Annotated in this window: 14 protein-coding genes; 9 read left to right on the forward strand and 5 right to left on the reverse strand. The window is 58.9% G+C overall.

Going from position 1 to position 13,958, the window contains the following annotated elements:
- Positions 1 to 346: 346 nt before the first annotated feature.
- Positions 347 to 568, reverse strand: coding sequence for a hypothetical protein (locus F1D61_RS11935; protein WP_203158079.1), 222 nt, complete (start codon positions 566 to 568; stop codon positions 347 to 349).
- 28 nt (positions 569 to 596) lie between these two features.
- Entirely contained in the window at positions 597 to 923 is a 327-nt protein-coding gene (locus tag F1D61_RS11940; protein ID WP_203158081.1) for a hypothetical protein, read from the reverse strand.
- A 92-nt stretch (positions 924 to 1,015) separates the two neighbouring features.
- Here F1D61_RS11940 and F1D61_RS11945 point away from each other — a divergent pair, with 92 nt between their 5' ends.
- On the forward strand, positions 1,016 to 1,273 hold the full coding sequence (locus F1D61_RS11945; protein WP_203158083.1) for a helix-turn-helix domain-containing protein: 258 nt from the start codon (positions 1,016 to 1,018) through the stop codon (positions 1,271 to 1,273).
- A gap of 107 nt (positions 1,274 to 1,380) precedes the next feature.
- On the opposite strand, the gene F1D61_RS11950 is transcribed toward F1D61_RS11945, so the two are convergent.
- Positions 1,381 to 2,286, reverse strand: a complete 906-nt coding sequence (locus F1D61_RS11950) for a hypothetical protein (protein WP_203158085.1) — start codon at positions 2,284 to 2,286, stop codon at positions 1,381 to 1,383.
- 339 nt (positions 2,287 to 2,625) lie between these two features.
- On the opposite strand from F1D61_RS11950, the gene F1D61_RS11955 reads away from it, so the two are divergent.
- A complete protein-coding gene (locus F1D61_RS11955) occupies positions 2,626 to 3,231 on the forward strand; it encodes a hypothetical protein (protein ID WP_203158086.1) in 606 nt (201 codons plus the stop codon).
- 67 nt (positions 3,232 to 3,298) lie between these two features.
- Complete coding sequence (locus F1D61_RS11960; protein ID WP_203158088.1) at positions 3,299 to 3,661, forward strand: hypothetical protein; 363 nt, start codon at positions 3,299 to 3,301, stop codon at positions 3,659 to 3,661.
- Positions 3,662 to 3,736: 75 nt separating this feature from the next.
- On the opposite strand, the gene F1D61_RS11965 is transcribed toward F1D61_RS11960, so the two are convergent.
- Positions 3,737 to 4,372: a recombinase family protein gene (locus F1D61_RS11965; protein WP_203158090.1), complete on the reverse strand. Its 636-nt coding sequence runs from the start codon at positions 4,370 to 4,372 to the stop codon at positions 3,737 to 3,739.
- A 261-nt stretch (positions 4,373 to 4,633) separates the two neighbouring features.
- Between F1D61_RS11965 and F1D61_RS11970 the strand changes: the two genes are divergently transcribed.
- From F1D61_RS11970 to F1D61_RS11980, 3 genes are all read left to right on the forward strand, one after another.
- Positions 4,634 to 4,831, forward strand: coding sequence for a hypothetical protein (locus F1D61_RS11970; protein WP_203158091.1), 198 nt, complete (start codon positions 4,634 to 4,636; stop codon positions 4,829 to 4,831).
- Between the two features lie 435 nt (positions 4,832 to 5,266).
- Complete coding sequence (locus F1D61_RS11975) at positions 5,267 to 5,701, forward strand: hypothetical protein (protein ID WP_203158093.1); 435 nt, start codon at positions 5,267 to 5,269, stop codon at positions 5,699 to 5,701.
- Positions 5,698 to 6,393 carry a hypothetical protein gene (locus tag F1D61_RS11980; RefSeq protein ID WP_203158095.1) on the forward strand — a complete coding sequence of 232 codons (696 nt, stop codon included), beginning with the start codon at positions 5,698 to 5,700 and terminating at the stop codon, positions 6,391 to 6,393. The genes F1D61_RS11975 and F1D61_RS11980 overlap by 4 nt, the downstream gene beginning before the upstream one ends.
- 139 nt (positions 6,394 to 6,532) lie before the next feature.
- Here F1D61_RS11980 and F1D61_RS11985 read toward each other — a convergent pair whose 3' ends face one another.
- Positions 6,533 to 7,315: a hypothetical protein gene (locus F1D61_RS11985; protein ID WP_203158096.1), complete on the reverse strand. Its 783-nt coding sequence runs from the start codon at positions 7,313 to 7,315 to the stop codon at positions 6,533 to 6,535.
- A gap of 204 nt (positions 7,316 to 7,519) precedes the next feature.
- On the opposite strand from F1D61_RS11985, the gene F1D61_RS11990 reads away from it, so the two are divergent.
- The 3 genes from F1D61_RS11990 to F1D61_RS12000 all read left to right on the forward strand — a co-directional run bounded on the left by F1D61_RS11990 (position 7,520) and on the right by F1D61_RS12000 (position 12,227).
- Complete coding sequence (locus tag F1D61_RS11990) at positions 7,520 to 10,684, forward strand: phage tail tape measure protein (RefSeq protein ID WP_203158098.1); 3,165 nt, start codon at positions 7,520 to 7,522, stop codon at positions 10,682 to 10,684.
- Positions 10,685 to 11,063: 379 nt separating this feature from the next.
- The gene (locus tag F1D61_RS11995) at positions 11,064 to 11,948 is read left to right on the forward strand and encodes a hypothetical protein (RefSeq protein ID WP_203158100.1); all 885 of its coding nucleotides are present in this window, start codon (positions 11,064 to 11,066) and stop codon (positions 11,946 to 11,948) included.
- 78 nt (positions 11,949 to 12,026) lie between these two features.
- A complete protein-coding gene (locus tag F1D61_RS12000) occupies positions 12,027 to 12,227 on the forward strand; it encodes a hypothetical protein (RefSeq protein WP_203158101.1) in 201 nt (66 codons plus the stop codon).
- Positions 12,228 to 13,958: the final 1,731 nt, after the last annotated feature.

Raw genomic sequence — 13,958 nt, forward strand, 5'->3', positions numbered from 1 at the left:
ATGCAATATCTTAAAGCATCACGGATGCATGAGGCGCGACATTGATCATTGTCGTGGGTGCTCGGTGAGTGAGCCCTTGGCTCGCTTACCCGCTTCCATACCGCAGCAGGGCAGGGAACACGCATTTACGCCGTGACGTAGTTACGTAGCTACGTCACGGCGTGGATGAGTGGATGCGTACTGATGTGATGGAGCGAGCACGCCGTGATGTACGCGCTACAATGTTGCGCTACTTAAGCGATTGATTTATAACGCAATTCACCAAGGCGCGACGCCGATGCCCCCTTGGCTACGTCCCCGCCGGGTTGAGCGCGTCGCCTCTTGCGCTCCCCGGCGGCCTCGCCCGTCAGGCGGCGGCCTCATCAACGATCACGGGAGCGAAGAACTCTTCGAACGCCTCCAGAGCGTCGCTCTCAACATCGTATCTCTCGATGACGATTCTCGCAGCGGAAATCGCAGCGTTCGCAAATACGATGACCCGGGCCGGATCGGACTTCGCCAGCACCTCGATTTGGTCTTGAAAGTGCAGAACGGCCTTACGGGCGGCACGATGGGCGGACTTGGACATGACGGTCTCCTTCCTGGTGGGTGAGGGGTCAGTGGGTGGCGGCTCGCCGGGCGGCATGTGCGGCGGCCCAAGCGGTCTTCAGGCCGTGCGACATGGCGGTGCGCCAGCATCCACGGGCGAGGCAGCCGTTCAGGACGGCGCGGGCAGACTGGATCGCGTGAACCATGATGCGGCGACGATCGAAGCCGCCCGCTACGGTCCAGAGCCCAGCCTTGGTGCCGCTCGCTGCCCTCAGCTTCTCTTCCCTGGCAGCTTGGAGGCTCGCCAGATGGGCGCGACGGGCCACCGCCGGTTGGCGATCGGCGGCCATCTCGTGCATTGCCTGAGTCCAGGAGAGTGAGCGGCGGGCTGCCATCGGCTTTCCCTTTCCAGTCTTAACCTTCTAAAAAGGAAAGTACCGGACGATGCAGCACCCAGCAAGAGAAACTTTCTAAAAAGGAAACTTAGATGGCTGCCATCGAGCCCGCTCAGTGCCGCGCCGCCCGTGGGCTTCTCGATTGGACGCAGGCCGATCTAAGCGCCGCTACCGGGCTGAGCGTCGTCACGGTTCGGGCGTTCGAGAAGGGCGGCGAGATGCGAGAGAGCAATCGCACGCTGCTCCAGCTGGCGTTCGAGAAGGCGGGAGTCGACTTCATCCCCGAGAACGGCGGTGGCGCCGGGGTGAGGATGCGGGAGCCGAGATCGACAGGAGCTCAAAACTGTTAGGCTGCTTGATTTCCATCACAATAATATTTCAGGGCTCATCATACACTTGCGAGGACTGAATATCACGCAACATGGACTTCAATTAGTAATATCTTTATAAATAATTGCTATCGTGGCGATATAATTTTGGATATAACTATACTTTTTATTCTCTCAGTTCGACTCTTGCGTCGGAAAACAAAACATTTAATATCATTATCGCCGTCAATCTTGTCTTTTGCTGTTGCAGAAAGGCTAGCAACGATTGCGCCGATGTTTTCTGGATTTCGAGCAAATTCCGCCAAAGTAAATGCGATAGGGCGTTTTTCGGCCGGAAGATATATACGCCCAGTAAAAGTATTGATATTATAACTGGTTATTCTGCCGGCAACAATTACCTCTTTCTGGTCAGTTGTAGTGTAAGACATGTAGTCATAGGTATCTCGATCTAGGCTCCCTGTAAGATTTACATCGCCTCCAGGCTTGCCAACCGATATTGTCGCCTTGCTTGCAGTCTTTGATGCGATGATTGGCCTGTGCATCTTTGCAACAGAACTTTCACATTTCTCTAGTAATGAGTCTAGTCTAGATTGACTCAAATCAGGAAAATACGGATCTCTCTTTTTTCGCTCACGATAGACTTCTCCAATTGTCTTGTCGTAGTCAACATGAACCCCGACAGTCTCAGATATAATGTAATCATATATCGATCGGCCAAAATTGCCGACCGGAGTATCTTTATCAGCGGTTCCGACTTGATAAACGGCGCCCGCAAGAGCAGTCAGCGCGGTACCAAAAACAGCTATATTTGCCGTAAACTTCCAGCTCCCTGGCTGCGCGGGAAGTGCATAAATCCTAGCACCTTTCAATGCAGGCGCCTTGACGATAATTTCGTCGTTCAAGATAAAATGTGTTGTAAGAGCAAGATACCTCTGAAATCCAGTCAGAGCATCTGCAACATCGTAAAACTCAATCTCGTTATGATCAGCGTTGTGACCCGTATACGAAATACTGAATTGTACAGCTGATGACATTCGCGCAGCTCGTCTGACCCGCACCGGTACGAGCGGCCACGGCTATGCGAAGACAATCACGCATCAGGCATATGATGCAATGATGGTATCTTATTTTTGGTGTGGATGACTGCGGCAATCTGTGAGGCAGATGCGGAAACGTCAGTGCCGCCCTCCTGGCCAGCACGGGAATCGTAAGATAAAAAATTTGGCATCTTTGGCACCTATGTCCTGTCGGGCGGGCCGATTCTCGCTTAAGAAGATCGCCGGGGATCAATGGGCTGCTAACTTTACCTTTGGTCGCAAAAGTCGAACCGGACTTCAGATAATTTTGATCAGCTGACAGGCGAGGAGGGGGAGATGAAGAAGTTATTTTGGATTGTGTGTGGCGTTGCTGCCTTAGGCTGGATGTTGGGCGACAATAGCAAGACTAAGAGCGGACCGGGCGGAAGCGTGAGCGCAGTCAGAGCACAAGCGACAGCTGTTTCGTTCACTTCTCTGATGCCGCCATCGCAAACTTCTTTTGTCCAAGCAGTGCGGCAAGGCCAAGCTGCCTACCAAGCTGGCGCCAATGAGATGGCCAAGGGTGCCGCACGACCGGCACGTGCGCGTGACATTTGCTCGGCGTTTCAGAGTGGCCGGGCCGATCGGTGGGTGGGAACAGTCTACGGCCTTTCATCGAACAACGATGGCAAAGGCGTTCTCACGATTCACCTTGGAGACGATATTTACGTAAAAACTTGGAATAACTCCTTGTCTGACACGGGATCAAACACGCTTATCGAACCAAGTTCGCAATTATTCGCCTCTGCAAGCTCTCTCTCAAAAGGGCAACCAGTGGTATTTTCTGGCAGTCTTTTTCGAGATAAAACTGATTGTTTTCGCGAGTCAAGCATGACACTTTCCGGATCCTTGCAGGAACCGGAGTTTATAATGAAGTTCACGGACATCGCGCCGATACAGTGATGATGCTTGTTCCTTCAATATAAAAGAATCACATGGTGTAGAATCTAGATAGGGGAAATTTATGGACTTGAAAGATTTCATTGCTGAGACACTGGTTCAAATACAGGAAGGGGTAGAGCAAGCAATCAAACGGCGGCTCGAAACCCCAGAAGCGTCCGGCGTCATCAATCCTGCGTTCGAAGCGTCCAAGCAATCAGACGCCAAAGATGTTGAATTTGATGTCGCTGTTACTGTTCAGGACAAGACCTCAGGATCAGCCAAGGCGGGATTAAAGGTTTTCGGGATAGACTTTGGAGGTGACGGATCCAAATCAGCCGAGCACAGTACTGTTAGTCGAATAAAATTCAGCATCCCGGTAATACCGCCGACAACGACTGTCGAAAAATCCGACAATACAAAGACACAGTTAGATAGCTCAGCGATCCTGTAGTCTGTCACGCCGTCCGGGTGAGCATCCGTTGAACCTGGACGGCTGACCACGATCCGCCTTTGACCAGCTAGACCGTTACGCCGCCCACCGCGCCAAGATCGCTTCGGCTTCGGCCGGGTCCTCTTGGATACGGTAAACGCTCTGCCTCGATAGGCCGGTATCGCGGGAGATGGCCGAGATGCTGGCACCCTGGGCGAGCATCGCAGTCACCATGTCGAGCTGCCCGCGGCTGTAGGACGGCTTCCGGCCACGGTAGGCGGCTTCCCGGGTCTTGGCATGGGCGATCCCCGCCCGCTGCGCCTCGCGGGTTGCCTCTGCCTGCGCTTGCGCCGTCGCAGCCATGAAGCCGATCAGAGCATCCCGCACGGCTTGGCTCATCGGGTCCTGAGTGGCGCCGTCGAAGGTCATGCCGTGGATGATCGTCTTGACGACCACGCCGCGGCGCATCAGCTCGCGGATCACCTCGCAAACGTCGCCGTAGTCGCGGCCGAGCCGATCCACCCACCTCACAATCAACACGTCACCCCGGCGCAACAGATCGAACAAGCGCCTGCCCTGCGGCCGATCCACGAGGCGGGTGCTGACGCCAGACACGCCTTCATCCGCCACAACCGCATCAATCGTGAAGCCCGCGGCCTCGGCCTGCGTCACTTGGTGGGCGGCGGTCTGATCGGCCGTCGAAACGCGGCAGTACATGACGACCTGAGACATGCGGCGACTCCGTCCGTTGGGATGCTGTCCGCATAAATGCATGTCCGTATGCTGGAAGCAACCCTAGCGGACAGGCCTTTCGCCACGCTCCAACGAGTCCGCATAGGTATACCTATACGAACATATTGCACTGCACAAAGTGGGGGCGTGGTTCGATCACCGCCACCTGATCCGGCCTCAGGGGCATGGAGCGCCACTTTTTTCTTGTTTTAGTTCAATTCATGGTATGATGAAGAATGTGTTAACAGATCGGCAGGGATCATGCGCACCGTCCTTACGTACAGCTTTTCGCTCTACATCGGCGCATGGGCGGGTGCTCATGTCGCCGGTGATTGGTTTCCGTACAATCAGTCTGCGGCGCAGATTAGCTTAATCGCAGGGATGGTGATCGCCGGTCTTCTCGCGAAAAAGGCCTTGCGCGACATCGATGACTGCGCTGGTCCGAAATTTCGTGGGTGAATTCGTGGCAGTCAGCGCGCAACCGTTCGCGTTCATACGCAAACAGTTGCGCGCGAAAGCTACCTCTCCCTAGTATCTTACGCCGACCTAATCTAAACGGAAAATTTGATACAAGCATAAAGCTTGACATTCCGATTGGATTATGGTAGTAGATTGCTACAGTCAAAAATCTGTATCCCAAAAAGCGGCCCGCCAATCCGGCGCATGGCCGCTTTTCGCGTTCACCACGGAGAAAAAAGACCATGACAGCCGGCAAGCGCCTGACTGATACCCGTCAACTAAACTATGCTGTTCCAACGTCTATGCATACCGCACTAGTGAAAGCTGCGGCAGCGCGCGGGATGACACTCGCAAGCTATCTCAAATTTATAGCGTCAGAACAAATAAACAATGAGCGTAAGCACGCATCAGTGGCTTAGATATAGGACATCTACAATGAACCAAGAAAATAAGGCAATTGCGGCGCTCACGTCACGTATCGTCGCAGGAGCGGTGGCGAACGCCAATCCTCATGACGAGGCGCGCGACATGGTTGAACTTCTCGTCAGCCGTAATGTCAAGGCTGATGACGAAGGCAACATCAAAATTCTCGATGAGAACGGTGGGCATCGCATTTCGACGCGGCCCGGTTATCCCTCGATGACTATCGAAGAGTACATTGATGAGATCAAGGCTTCGCGCCCGATGCTATTCCGTAGCCCAGGAACTAGCTTGGCTTCTGCTATTAACGCGACCGCGCCAGCCATTGATATCCCGATGGCCGGCAACCCGTTCAAAGAAGGCCCGTTCTTCAGTATTACAAAACAGATGATGCTTATGAAGAATGATCCGGCCAAGGCGCAGCAGCTTCGGATTGAGGCTAACCGATGAAAACGCCTCAAAAGGCACATGCAAATTACGCTGCATATATCGCTCATCGTCAGGTAGGGATAAAAGCTCGGCGTGATCAGCGTGAGCGTGAGCTTAAATCCGATCCTGAACATCAAGAAATGCTGCGCAGGCGGGCAGAATTTATTGCCGCGCAAAACGCAGAAAAAGCTGCCCAAGAAGCTGAAGACGCCAAGCACGCGCGCGTTTCTTGCCCTTATGGCTTTCATGTTCATGTGGATCGCAACTTTAATACAAAGGCAAGCTTCCTGCCGTATCTCGAACGGGCTCTTCGGGATTACGAAGCAGATCATCCCGATCAAGCGCCAGCACCGCTGATTGACCTTCAGCAGGAGGCAGCCGACCGGCGGGAAGCGGAGTCTCGATACCGAGCGCAGGCGCTGGAGACGGCAACCAGTAGGGCAAGGCTGGAAAGCTTGCTGTCGATGCGGTGCGCCGACATGGGCCAGGACGAGCTGAGGGCTCGTGATGAGGCACGCAAGAGACTTGGTGAGATGGCGGCCGATCCCCATGGTGGGGAACAGCTCATAGAGCACCAGGACGATCCTAAACCCACGCCTGTCATCGAGACGCCTGATCCCGAGCCGGTGAAGCGTGGTCGCGGTCGTCCGCCGAAGTTCATCGCCGATCAGCGATACGAGATCACACCGGATGGTGCCCTGCTAGAAGACTGACAGGGATATACTCCGGCCCGCCGATCCGACCGACACGATCAACAAAAGAAATTGAATTAGTTTCCGGCCTCCGAGGTACCATGAAAGTACCCCAAAGCACCCCTCTCCCTCTGCGGGACGAGAGTTTCAGAGCCAGAGATTAATCCTGCCGAAAATCGTTCCAGAGCCTAATTTCGGTGCTGATAAATACCGATAAATAGGCGGGGATGGCTTTTTTGTGGTAAAGTCGGGCGGGTTGGCGACAGACGTCGCGAGTTACGAAAGCTCCGGCACTCCCGAATAACCAATCCTCACCCAGGGCGGTCGCGGTCGAAATTATCTTTTTCGATTTTGCAGAACGCCTTGGGTGATTCAACCCACAAAATTCCCGAAATAACATCCGGCGGGGACGCCTGTCCGGACGAAAACGCATGCGTACATCAAGATGAATAACGAAGAAAAAATCAAAATTGGCGTCGACATCGAGGGGAACGCTCAAGACGTACTCGATGCACTCCGAAAATCCCTGAGGGGCTTTGAGAACGACCTGCGACGGATGAAGGGCACAGGCGCTGCCGCAACCGGGCGGGGCGCCAAGCCTCGCGGACAGGACGACGCGAGCGCCCGCATCACCGATCAGCTCGCCGTGGACAGAGCTGCCGTAAAGGGCTTGCGCCAGCGGATGGCATTCCAGGGCAGGATGACCGCACAGCGCCTCAGAGAAGATCGGGTAGCGGCCCGGGTCAAGCAGGCAGCAGCGGCCGAGACCATGCGCGCAGCCCGGGTCGAAGCCCAGGTGACGCGCCAAGTCGGCGCAATCGCCATGCGCAACTTGCGGCAGAAGATGAGCTTCGCCGCCAGAATGACCCGCCAGCGCGAAGCAGAAGAAGACGCTACGGCACGAGCTGAAACCCGACGAGTCCGCGATCAGATCAAGCATCATCGATTTTTGTTCAGCCTCCGGATGCGCCATGAGCGAGAGGTGGCAGCCGAACGACAGAGGGCGGTCCGGAACGTCTTCGATGGCTTCGGGGGGATGCGTTCGAGCGCATCACAGCTCAGGCAGGCGGCATCAGCACCCGCTAGGGCGGCTGCCGCCGGGGGTCTCGTGGCCGCTGGCGCAGTCCGCACCGGCATCGGCGCTCGAATGACGACCGACACCGCCGAGACAAACCTGCGCATGTTCGGTGGCGAAGGCACCACCATGATGAGCCAGGCCAAGGTCAAGGAGATCCGGGAAGGCTGGCTCGACAAGGAAGCGCTCAAGAACGGCATGAGCGTGCCCTCGGCGATGAACGCCTACACCGAGGTGCTCAAGGCCGGTATCCAGAAGGAACAGGCCGGCGACGTCACGAAGAAGATCCTCGAGGCGACCGCCGGCATGGATCTCAACGTGCCGGAGACGACGAAGCTCGTCGGCCGCCTCGCCCAGCTGACCAAGCAGGGGCCCGAGGGCATCGGCGAGATGCTGAACTCGATGGGTATCGTCGCGGCAGAGACCGCGGCCGATTCCAACGAGCTCGTGTCCTCGCTTCGCCGCGGCGCCGGTGCGCTCTCGAACAAGAACTTCAAGGTCTCGGACCTCACCGCCTTCACGGGTGTCGGCATCTCGGCCGGTATCCAGGAGGGCATGGCCGGTACCTTCATCGAGCATCAGCAGCGTGACCTGCTGAACGCGAAGTACGCCCGCGGCCAGGAAGCCAAGGACCTGAACAAGGCCTTCGGCATGCTCGGCATGGGCTCGCGCGGCGCGGTCTCGGCGGCGACCGCCAAGGACCCGGCCGGCACGCTCGAGAAACTCTACACCAAGCTCGGCGAGATCGCCGAGAAGGACCCGGTCAAGGCCAACCTGATCGCCTCGCTCATCGGCAAGGACGAGTGGGGCGGCAAGATGCTGATGATGGCCCAATCATCGGGAAAAATCCGTTCGACACGCCAAGCCGCCAACGATCCGAATAACAAGGACTTCCTCGCGACCCTCAAAGGCGAGCGCCTTGGATCATGGGCCGGCATGTGGAATACCACCAAGGCCACGTTCCAGCTATTTTGGGAGAAGTTTGGGCTTGGGTTCGATGGTATCCTGAGGGATGTCACGACCTACTTCGCCGACCTCGGCCAGAAGTTCGACTGGAACCGGGTCACCCTGCACGTGCAGGCATTCATGGACGGCCTCAAGGAAGGCTTCGGCGTCAAGACCTGGCGCGAGCTGATCGCCAACATCACCGGCTCCCTGGGGACCGGCGACATGGTCCGGAAGCTCAAAGACTTCGGCCGTGGCATCGCCCGAGGCGTCACCTCGTTCGTTGACGCGATCAAGGCCATTGGTAGCAGCATCGGCTTCGACGGTAAGCAGTCGGCCGAAGACATGGGTAAGCTCGTTGCTCAAATCACCCTGCTATCGGCCTCGCTGATCGTTCTTGCGCCTGTGGTCTCGGTCCTCAGTCTCCTGGCTGGTGGGATCAACTTGATCGTGACCGCCCTCACGGCAGCCCGGGGCCTCTTGGCCCTTCTCGGCATTGGTACGGGAGCCGGTGGCGCGGTCGCGGCAGGCGGTGCGGCGGGCGCTGTGGCAGCCGGTGGCGTCGGCACCCTCGCCTACCTGATCACGAAACACCTCACCGACAGCTTCCCCGACTTCAAGAAGCCCCCGGCCGAAGGCATCCGCGAGGACCAGTCTCGTGGGTGGATGGGTAGGACGTGGAATTGGATGCTCGGCCGCAGCCCCTCAGGGGCGACGGTTCAGCGCCAGTCCTTCCTTGGTGATGCTCCCCGGTCCCTGATCCAGAACGCATCCTACGGTAGGAACGAGCGATCAGTTCGCGAGGAACCGTCCCTGCGCTCGATGATCCAGCAAGCCTCGCTCTCGAACATGAGCGATCGGCTCGGCAGCCTCGTCCAGTACGCCTCCTTGGGGGGCAACCTGGGCTCGGCGCTCGGCTCGTTCTCGAACAACGCCGGTGGCAGCGGAACCGGTGGCGGCGGCGGCTCATTTGGCGGCGGCGGCTCTGGTCCGCTTCTCGGGAACCAGACGCCCGGCACGGCCCTCGGCAACGTCGGCATCGGCCGGCGCGGAATCATTGGTGGCGGTGGTGGCGGCAACGGCGCCCCGTTCTCGGTTCCAGACAGCGTCCCGATGACGCCAGCGGAGCGCAACACGCTCGGGCTGATCCTCAAGTACGAGGGCGGCTACAAGAACCAGATGAACTACGTCGGAAAGAGCCAAGGGCTCGATCCGGCGACGCCGAAGGGTTACACCGCCCAGGGCTACTACCAGATGCTGAACTCGAACTGGCGGCGCATCGCCCCCAAGCTCGGGATCAACACGCCGAACGCCATGGCTTCGAGCCTGGAGGATCAGACCAATGTCGCCCTCCACCTCCTGCGCAACGGCGGTGTCGGCAACTGGGCCAACTTCAACCCGCGCCTCAAGGCGGCTATCGCCCGTGGCGAGGTCGCACCGACCGGGATGGTGCCGAACCTCGGCGGCGGTGGCGACGGCGGTGGAAGCGGTGGCGGCGTCGGCCAGTATGCGGGCCTGCGAGTCAAGGGAGCTCAGGCGACTGGCGGTGGTGGGGCGCATGTCGGCACGACCGACCTCGCCCGCGCCATCCAAGGCGACTTGCCTGGCGGCGTGAAGCACTTCGCGGCCTTCAACGATCGCTACCACGCCGGCACCAGGTCGAAGCACGCCTCCGGGCTCGCCTTCGATACCTCGTTGATCGATCCCCGCCAGAGCGCGGCGGCGGCGGGCTCCATCCGCGAAAAGCTGATGGCGGCCGGCCTCCAGGCCAAAGACTTCAAGGTGATCGACGAGTACCTGAACCCTTCGGCGAGGGCGACGGGCGGGCACATCCACACGCAGTTCAACTCGGCCGAGGCAGCGGCGAAGTACCAGCGATACGTGGAGGGGTTGAAGCGATCGGCGACGACCGCCAAGGCCGCCGTCGATCCTGACCGGTTCAAGGCCATTGCGGCTCCCGGAGACTCGCTCTCGGGCGGCTGGAAGCCCGGTGCCGGTGGCAACGCCAAGGCCATCGAGGGTGCCAGCAAGGCGCCGCTGCCTCCCGCCCGGATGAACCCGGAGGACGCGACCCGTAACGTGCCACTCAACGCGATCAACACGGGTGACATCGGCCGACGCGCCGACGCGAGCCCCGGCGGTGGCGGTGGCACAGATGGTGGCGGAGCCCCGATCACCATCAACGTCAACGGCGCCGGCCAGGACCCTGAGAGCGTTGCAAACGCCGTTCACCGGCGCTTGTCCGATCGGATAGGCCGCCGGACCCACGAGGTCGAACACCACTGGGGATAAGATCTGCGTATTGACGACGATTGATCGATAGGTTTTTTGTATTGATCAATCGTATCAGCTCAACGCCCAAGCAAAATTTTGTTTGACCGAAGTCGAGTCATTAGCTCGATTTTGGGATTTGGGCGTTCTGTGCTATGTCTTCAGACAAAGAAAAACCGCCCCTCAGAGGTTCTGGGGGCGGTCTAGTCGATCTAACAGATCGGGGGCCTTGCAGGGCTGATCCCGGTCTCAACAAAAGCACAGGGAAATGATTAGCACACCTGCGCAAAATGCGCAACCGAAAAAAACCTCGAAGCGTCAGACAAAGGCTCAGAAACAGCAGGACAAGGCTAGCGCTGGCACCCACGCTCAGTCGTGGACCATGCTTGTCGAAGGCGGCATGAGCACCGGGAAGACCTCCGAGAAGCAGCGGCGTGAGCTTCTTAAGCCCATGCATGAGGCTGTTGCCTGCCAGCATGCCAGGACGGTCGATGCGATGGTTCTCGATTTCCGCTCAATGCGGAAGGGGCTCCACGACATCATAGGCCTGCGGTACGGCGGCGACTGCTATGACACCGACAGCCGCGCTCAGGGGTGGCTCGAAACACTGATCATCATCCAAGCACAGCTTGAGTCCCTCACCTCGAAAGAGACCCCGGAGAAGTCCTGGTGGCGCCTGAGCAAGGCACTCCCGGCGCTCTGCCGGCAGGTCGGGCAGGGTACTATTCGCGAGCGGATCGGTGAGCACCGCGCCCACTACGATCGCCTCGCCAGCAAGCTTCATCGTGACGGCGATCCGGAGCTTCCGAAGCTGATCCGCTCTTACGACATCGCGCATGCGCACCAGATCACGCTGGCGGAACTCCGTGAGGCCGGCGCGACCAAGAGGCACCTCACCTCTATCGACCCGGAGTCGCGGCAGGAACGGAACCAGAAGGATTACGAGAAGCGCCGCGCAAAGACTGGAGCCGTGCCCCAGAGCGAGAGGACCAAGACGCGGGAAACGGACGATTTCGCCCTTGATGTCGGGTGCAGCGGCCGGACTGTCCGGGACAAGCTCAAGAGTGGTAAGCTCCTGAACTGGCTGGAGAAACGCGGCTGGAAGGGCGACTTCCAAAAAGTTCATCACCTTATATCTCTTTATAACGATGATGAAGATTTTGGAGAAAATCGCCGGGCTCCGAAGGTGGCGCGTCCCCCGGTTATGGAGCCCTCGCCAATCGAGGTGAAGCGCACAAGCTTGGATACGGCGCTGAAGGACATGGTGACGGTGGGGACCGCATAAGGAAGGTCTTGTGCGCACCCACGTTTTCCCGCCCAGGAAGGTGATGGGACCGAGATCGCCTACATCCTCCCCTCGATAGTGCCGGCGCTCAAGAAGGGAACCGGCCACGACCTCAAGACCGTGCTCCGCCTGGCCGGCCTGCGATCCGACGACAGGGACGGGACCTGGATCAGGTTGCGCACCAACGCGGCGGAGGCGGCGGCCGAGTTTGCCGACCTCGACGAGGCCTTGCTCGCCATCCGGACGGCCGAGGAGGTTGAATACCTGATGGCGGCTTGATCCTGCATCCGGCGGTGTGGCGGGACCGTCGAGATCCCGGCCAGGGGGAGACAGGGGTAGGATCGGCGACACTCCCCCGGTCGCGCAACGCCATTGAGGGGCAGGGGGCACGATCCCGGTCCCGGCTCCATCCTGGCAGGCCTGCGCGGACCACACCGCGGACGCGACAGAACCGGGTCAGGAGGTGCAGCAGGAAGGCCAAGAGCCCGGCCACGGGAAGCCAGGGAGCGCGGTCAGGGATCACACCTCCCCGGTCACGCCAGCCCCTCAGGGGAAGGTGGCGCGATCCCGGCCCCAATCACCTCTTGGTAGGCCACCTCAACGACGCCGCGCACGAGGATGGGAGGATGGGGCGGTCCCAGGGGTTTTCTCCAAATCTCTGCGAAACCCTCCTCCCTGGCTGGTGCCCTTCGTGCCGCTGGGTCTGCCCTCGCTCTAGGAGGTCCGATTGTCTCCATGGCCGGGCTGCTCTCATGCGAACCGCTACCAGAAAGTTAGATGCGACTGGATCAAGGCTGCGAGCAAAGGAAAAATGCTCGAGCCAATCCACTGGCCCAAGCCGGAGGCAATTCCACAGGCAATGGCAATGGTCAGGCTCTCTATGAGAGGTGTCATGTATTCTCCTTCATGATGGACGCCACGGGGTGACGGGTCCTGTTTCATGTAGGAAGGATGACACCTCGCTCTCCTGATGCAGGACCGTGCCGCACGTAGGTGGCCCGTGACCTTGACCCCAGCGCCCGTCTGGCCGGCCTCCCGGGGAAGCCAAGCGCGACGCGGCGGGAACTGGGCCACGTCGGCTTCCAGATGCCTCAAAATCCACGCAGCAGTGATTTTTTTTGAAGCCGCTCGCACCCTCGAAAAGCGATCAGGATGGCCTCAGGCGGCCATTTCGCCTTGGAGCACGTAAGCGCCCACCGTATCGAAAATTGACACAGGCGGGCCTCTGAGTGGCCGCTAGGGGCATATCGTACGTACGATACGTACAACACGATGGCGCGCTACGCACATGCCGCCCACCAAGTCAAGCGGCGATTGATAAATAGGGCCAATGGCCCTACACTCATGAGTGAGGGCCGCGGTGGCAGCCGCGACCCTCGTAGGCAACTACCCGTGCCGCTACATGAGCCCGATCGTGATGGTCACAGACCATCCGGTCGGGTTTCTTGTAACGGTGACGCTCACGAACGGGATTCCGTTCATGACCTTCTCCTTCCCAGTGCTGCCTACTCAGAGACGGTGGTCGGCTACTCCACCGTAAGCCCCGCTCGCCACGGGACCTTCGCGACCGGGAAGGTGTCGCCTAAGGGGCATATTTAGCGCTTGGGCGGCTGACTGTCTCTAGCGATAACCAGAAATCCACAGGACGTTAGGAAAAATCGCGCAAGGGCCTTCGGTTGTCCACAGAACGGCCTCTTGCAATCACAACAGATTGTTGTTCTCGCGCTCGTGGGCACGCCCGCGGCTCGCGGCCACGAGTCGGATTCGGTCCCTGTTTGGAACGGGCGCCCGAAGGTCCGGTTCAACGACCCATTTACCACCGATCGGTCTCGATTCGCTTAACGCCAATGGTAGCTTGCGAGGGCTGGTGAGCAGTAGCTGAAACCGCTGTGGTCAGGGTCGGGGAGGCAAGAGAGCTTGATGCTCAGCTCGCCTTCCCGCTTAGCTGATCTGGTAACAGCACTTTCGAACCGAGGCCGAGAGGTAGCGCTATCGTCCTGGCGCAGGGAA

It is taken from the genome of Methylobacterium aquaticum, from assembly GCF_016804325.1.
In the GTDB taxonomy this organism is placed as follows: Bacteria; Pseudomonadota; Alphaproteobacteria; order Rhizobiales; family Beijerinckiaceae; genus Methylobacterium; species Methylobacterium aquaticum_C.

Excerpts from the sequence above, each read along its gene's own strand:
- F1D61_RS11935 (WP_203158079.1), bottom strand. The coding sequence starts at position 568 with ATGTCCAAGTCCGCCCATCGTGCCGCCCGTAAGGCCGTTCTGCACTTT.
- F1D61_RS11940 (WP_203158081.1), bottom strand. The coding sequence starts at position 923 with ATGGCAGCCCGCCGCTCACTCTCCTGGACTCAGGCAATGCACGAGATG.
- F1D61_RS11945 (WP_203158083.1), top strand. The coding sequence starts at position 1,016 with ATGGCTGCCATCGAGCCCGCTCAGTGCCGCGCCGCCCGTGGGCTTCTC.
- F1D61_RS11950 (WP_203158085.1), bottom strand. The coding sequence starts at position 2,286 with ATGTCATCAGCTGTACAATTCAGTATTTCGTATACGGGTCACAACGCT.
- F1D61_RS11955 (WP_203158086.1), top strand. The coding sequence starts at position 2,626 with ATGAAGAAGTTATTTTGGATTGTGTGTGGCGTTGCTGCCTTAGGCTGG.
- F1D61_RS11965 (WP_203158090.1), bottom strand. The coding sequence starts at position 4,372 with ATGTCTCAGGTCGTCATGTACTGCCGCGTTTCGACGGCCGATCAGACC.
- F1D61_RS11970 (WP_203158091.1), top strand. The coding sequence starts at position 4,634 with ATGCGCACCGTCCTTACGTACAGCTTTTCGCTCTACATCGGCGCATGG.
- F1D61_RS11975 (WP_203158093.1), top strand. The coding sequence starts at position 5,267 with ATGAACCAAGAAAATAAGGCAATTGCGGCGCTCACGTCACGTATCGTC.
- F1D61_RS11980 (WP_203158095.1), top strand. The coding sequence starts at position 5,698 with ATGAAAACGCCTCAAAAGGCACATGCAAATTACGCTGCATATATCGCT.
- F1D61_RS11985 (WP_203158096.1), bottom strand. The coding sequence starts at position 7,315 with ATGATGCTTGATCTGATCGCGGACTCGTCGGGTTTCAGCTCGTGCCGT.
- F1D61_RS11990 (WP_203158098.1), top strand. The coding sequence starts at position 7,520 with ATGACGACCGACACCGCCGAGACAAACCTGCGCATGTTCGGTGGCGAA.
- F1D61_RS11995 (WP_203158100.1), top strand. The coding sequence starts at position 11,064 with ATGAGCACCGGGAAGACCTCCGAGAAGCAGCGGCGTGAGCTTCTTAAG.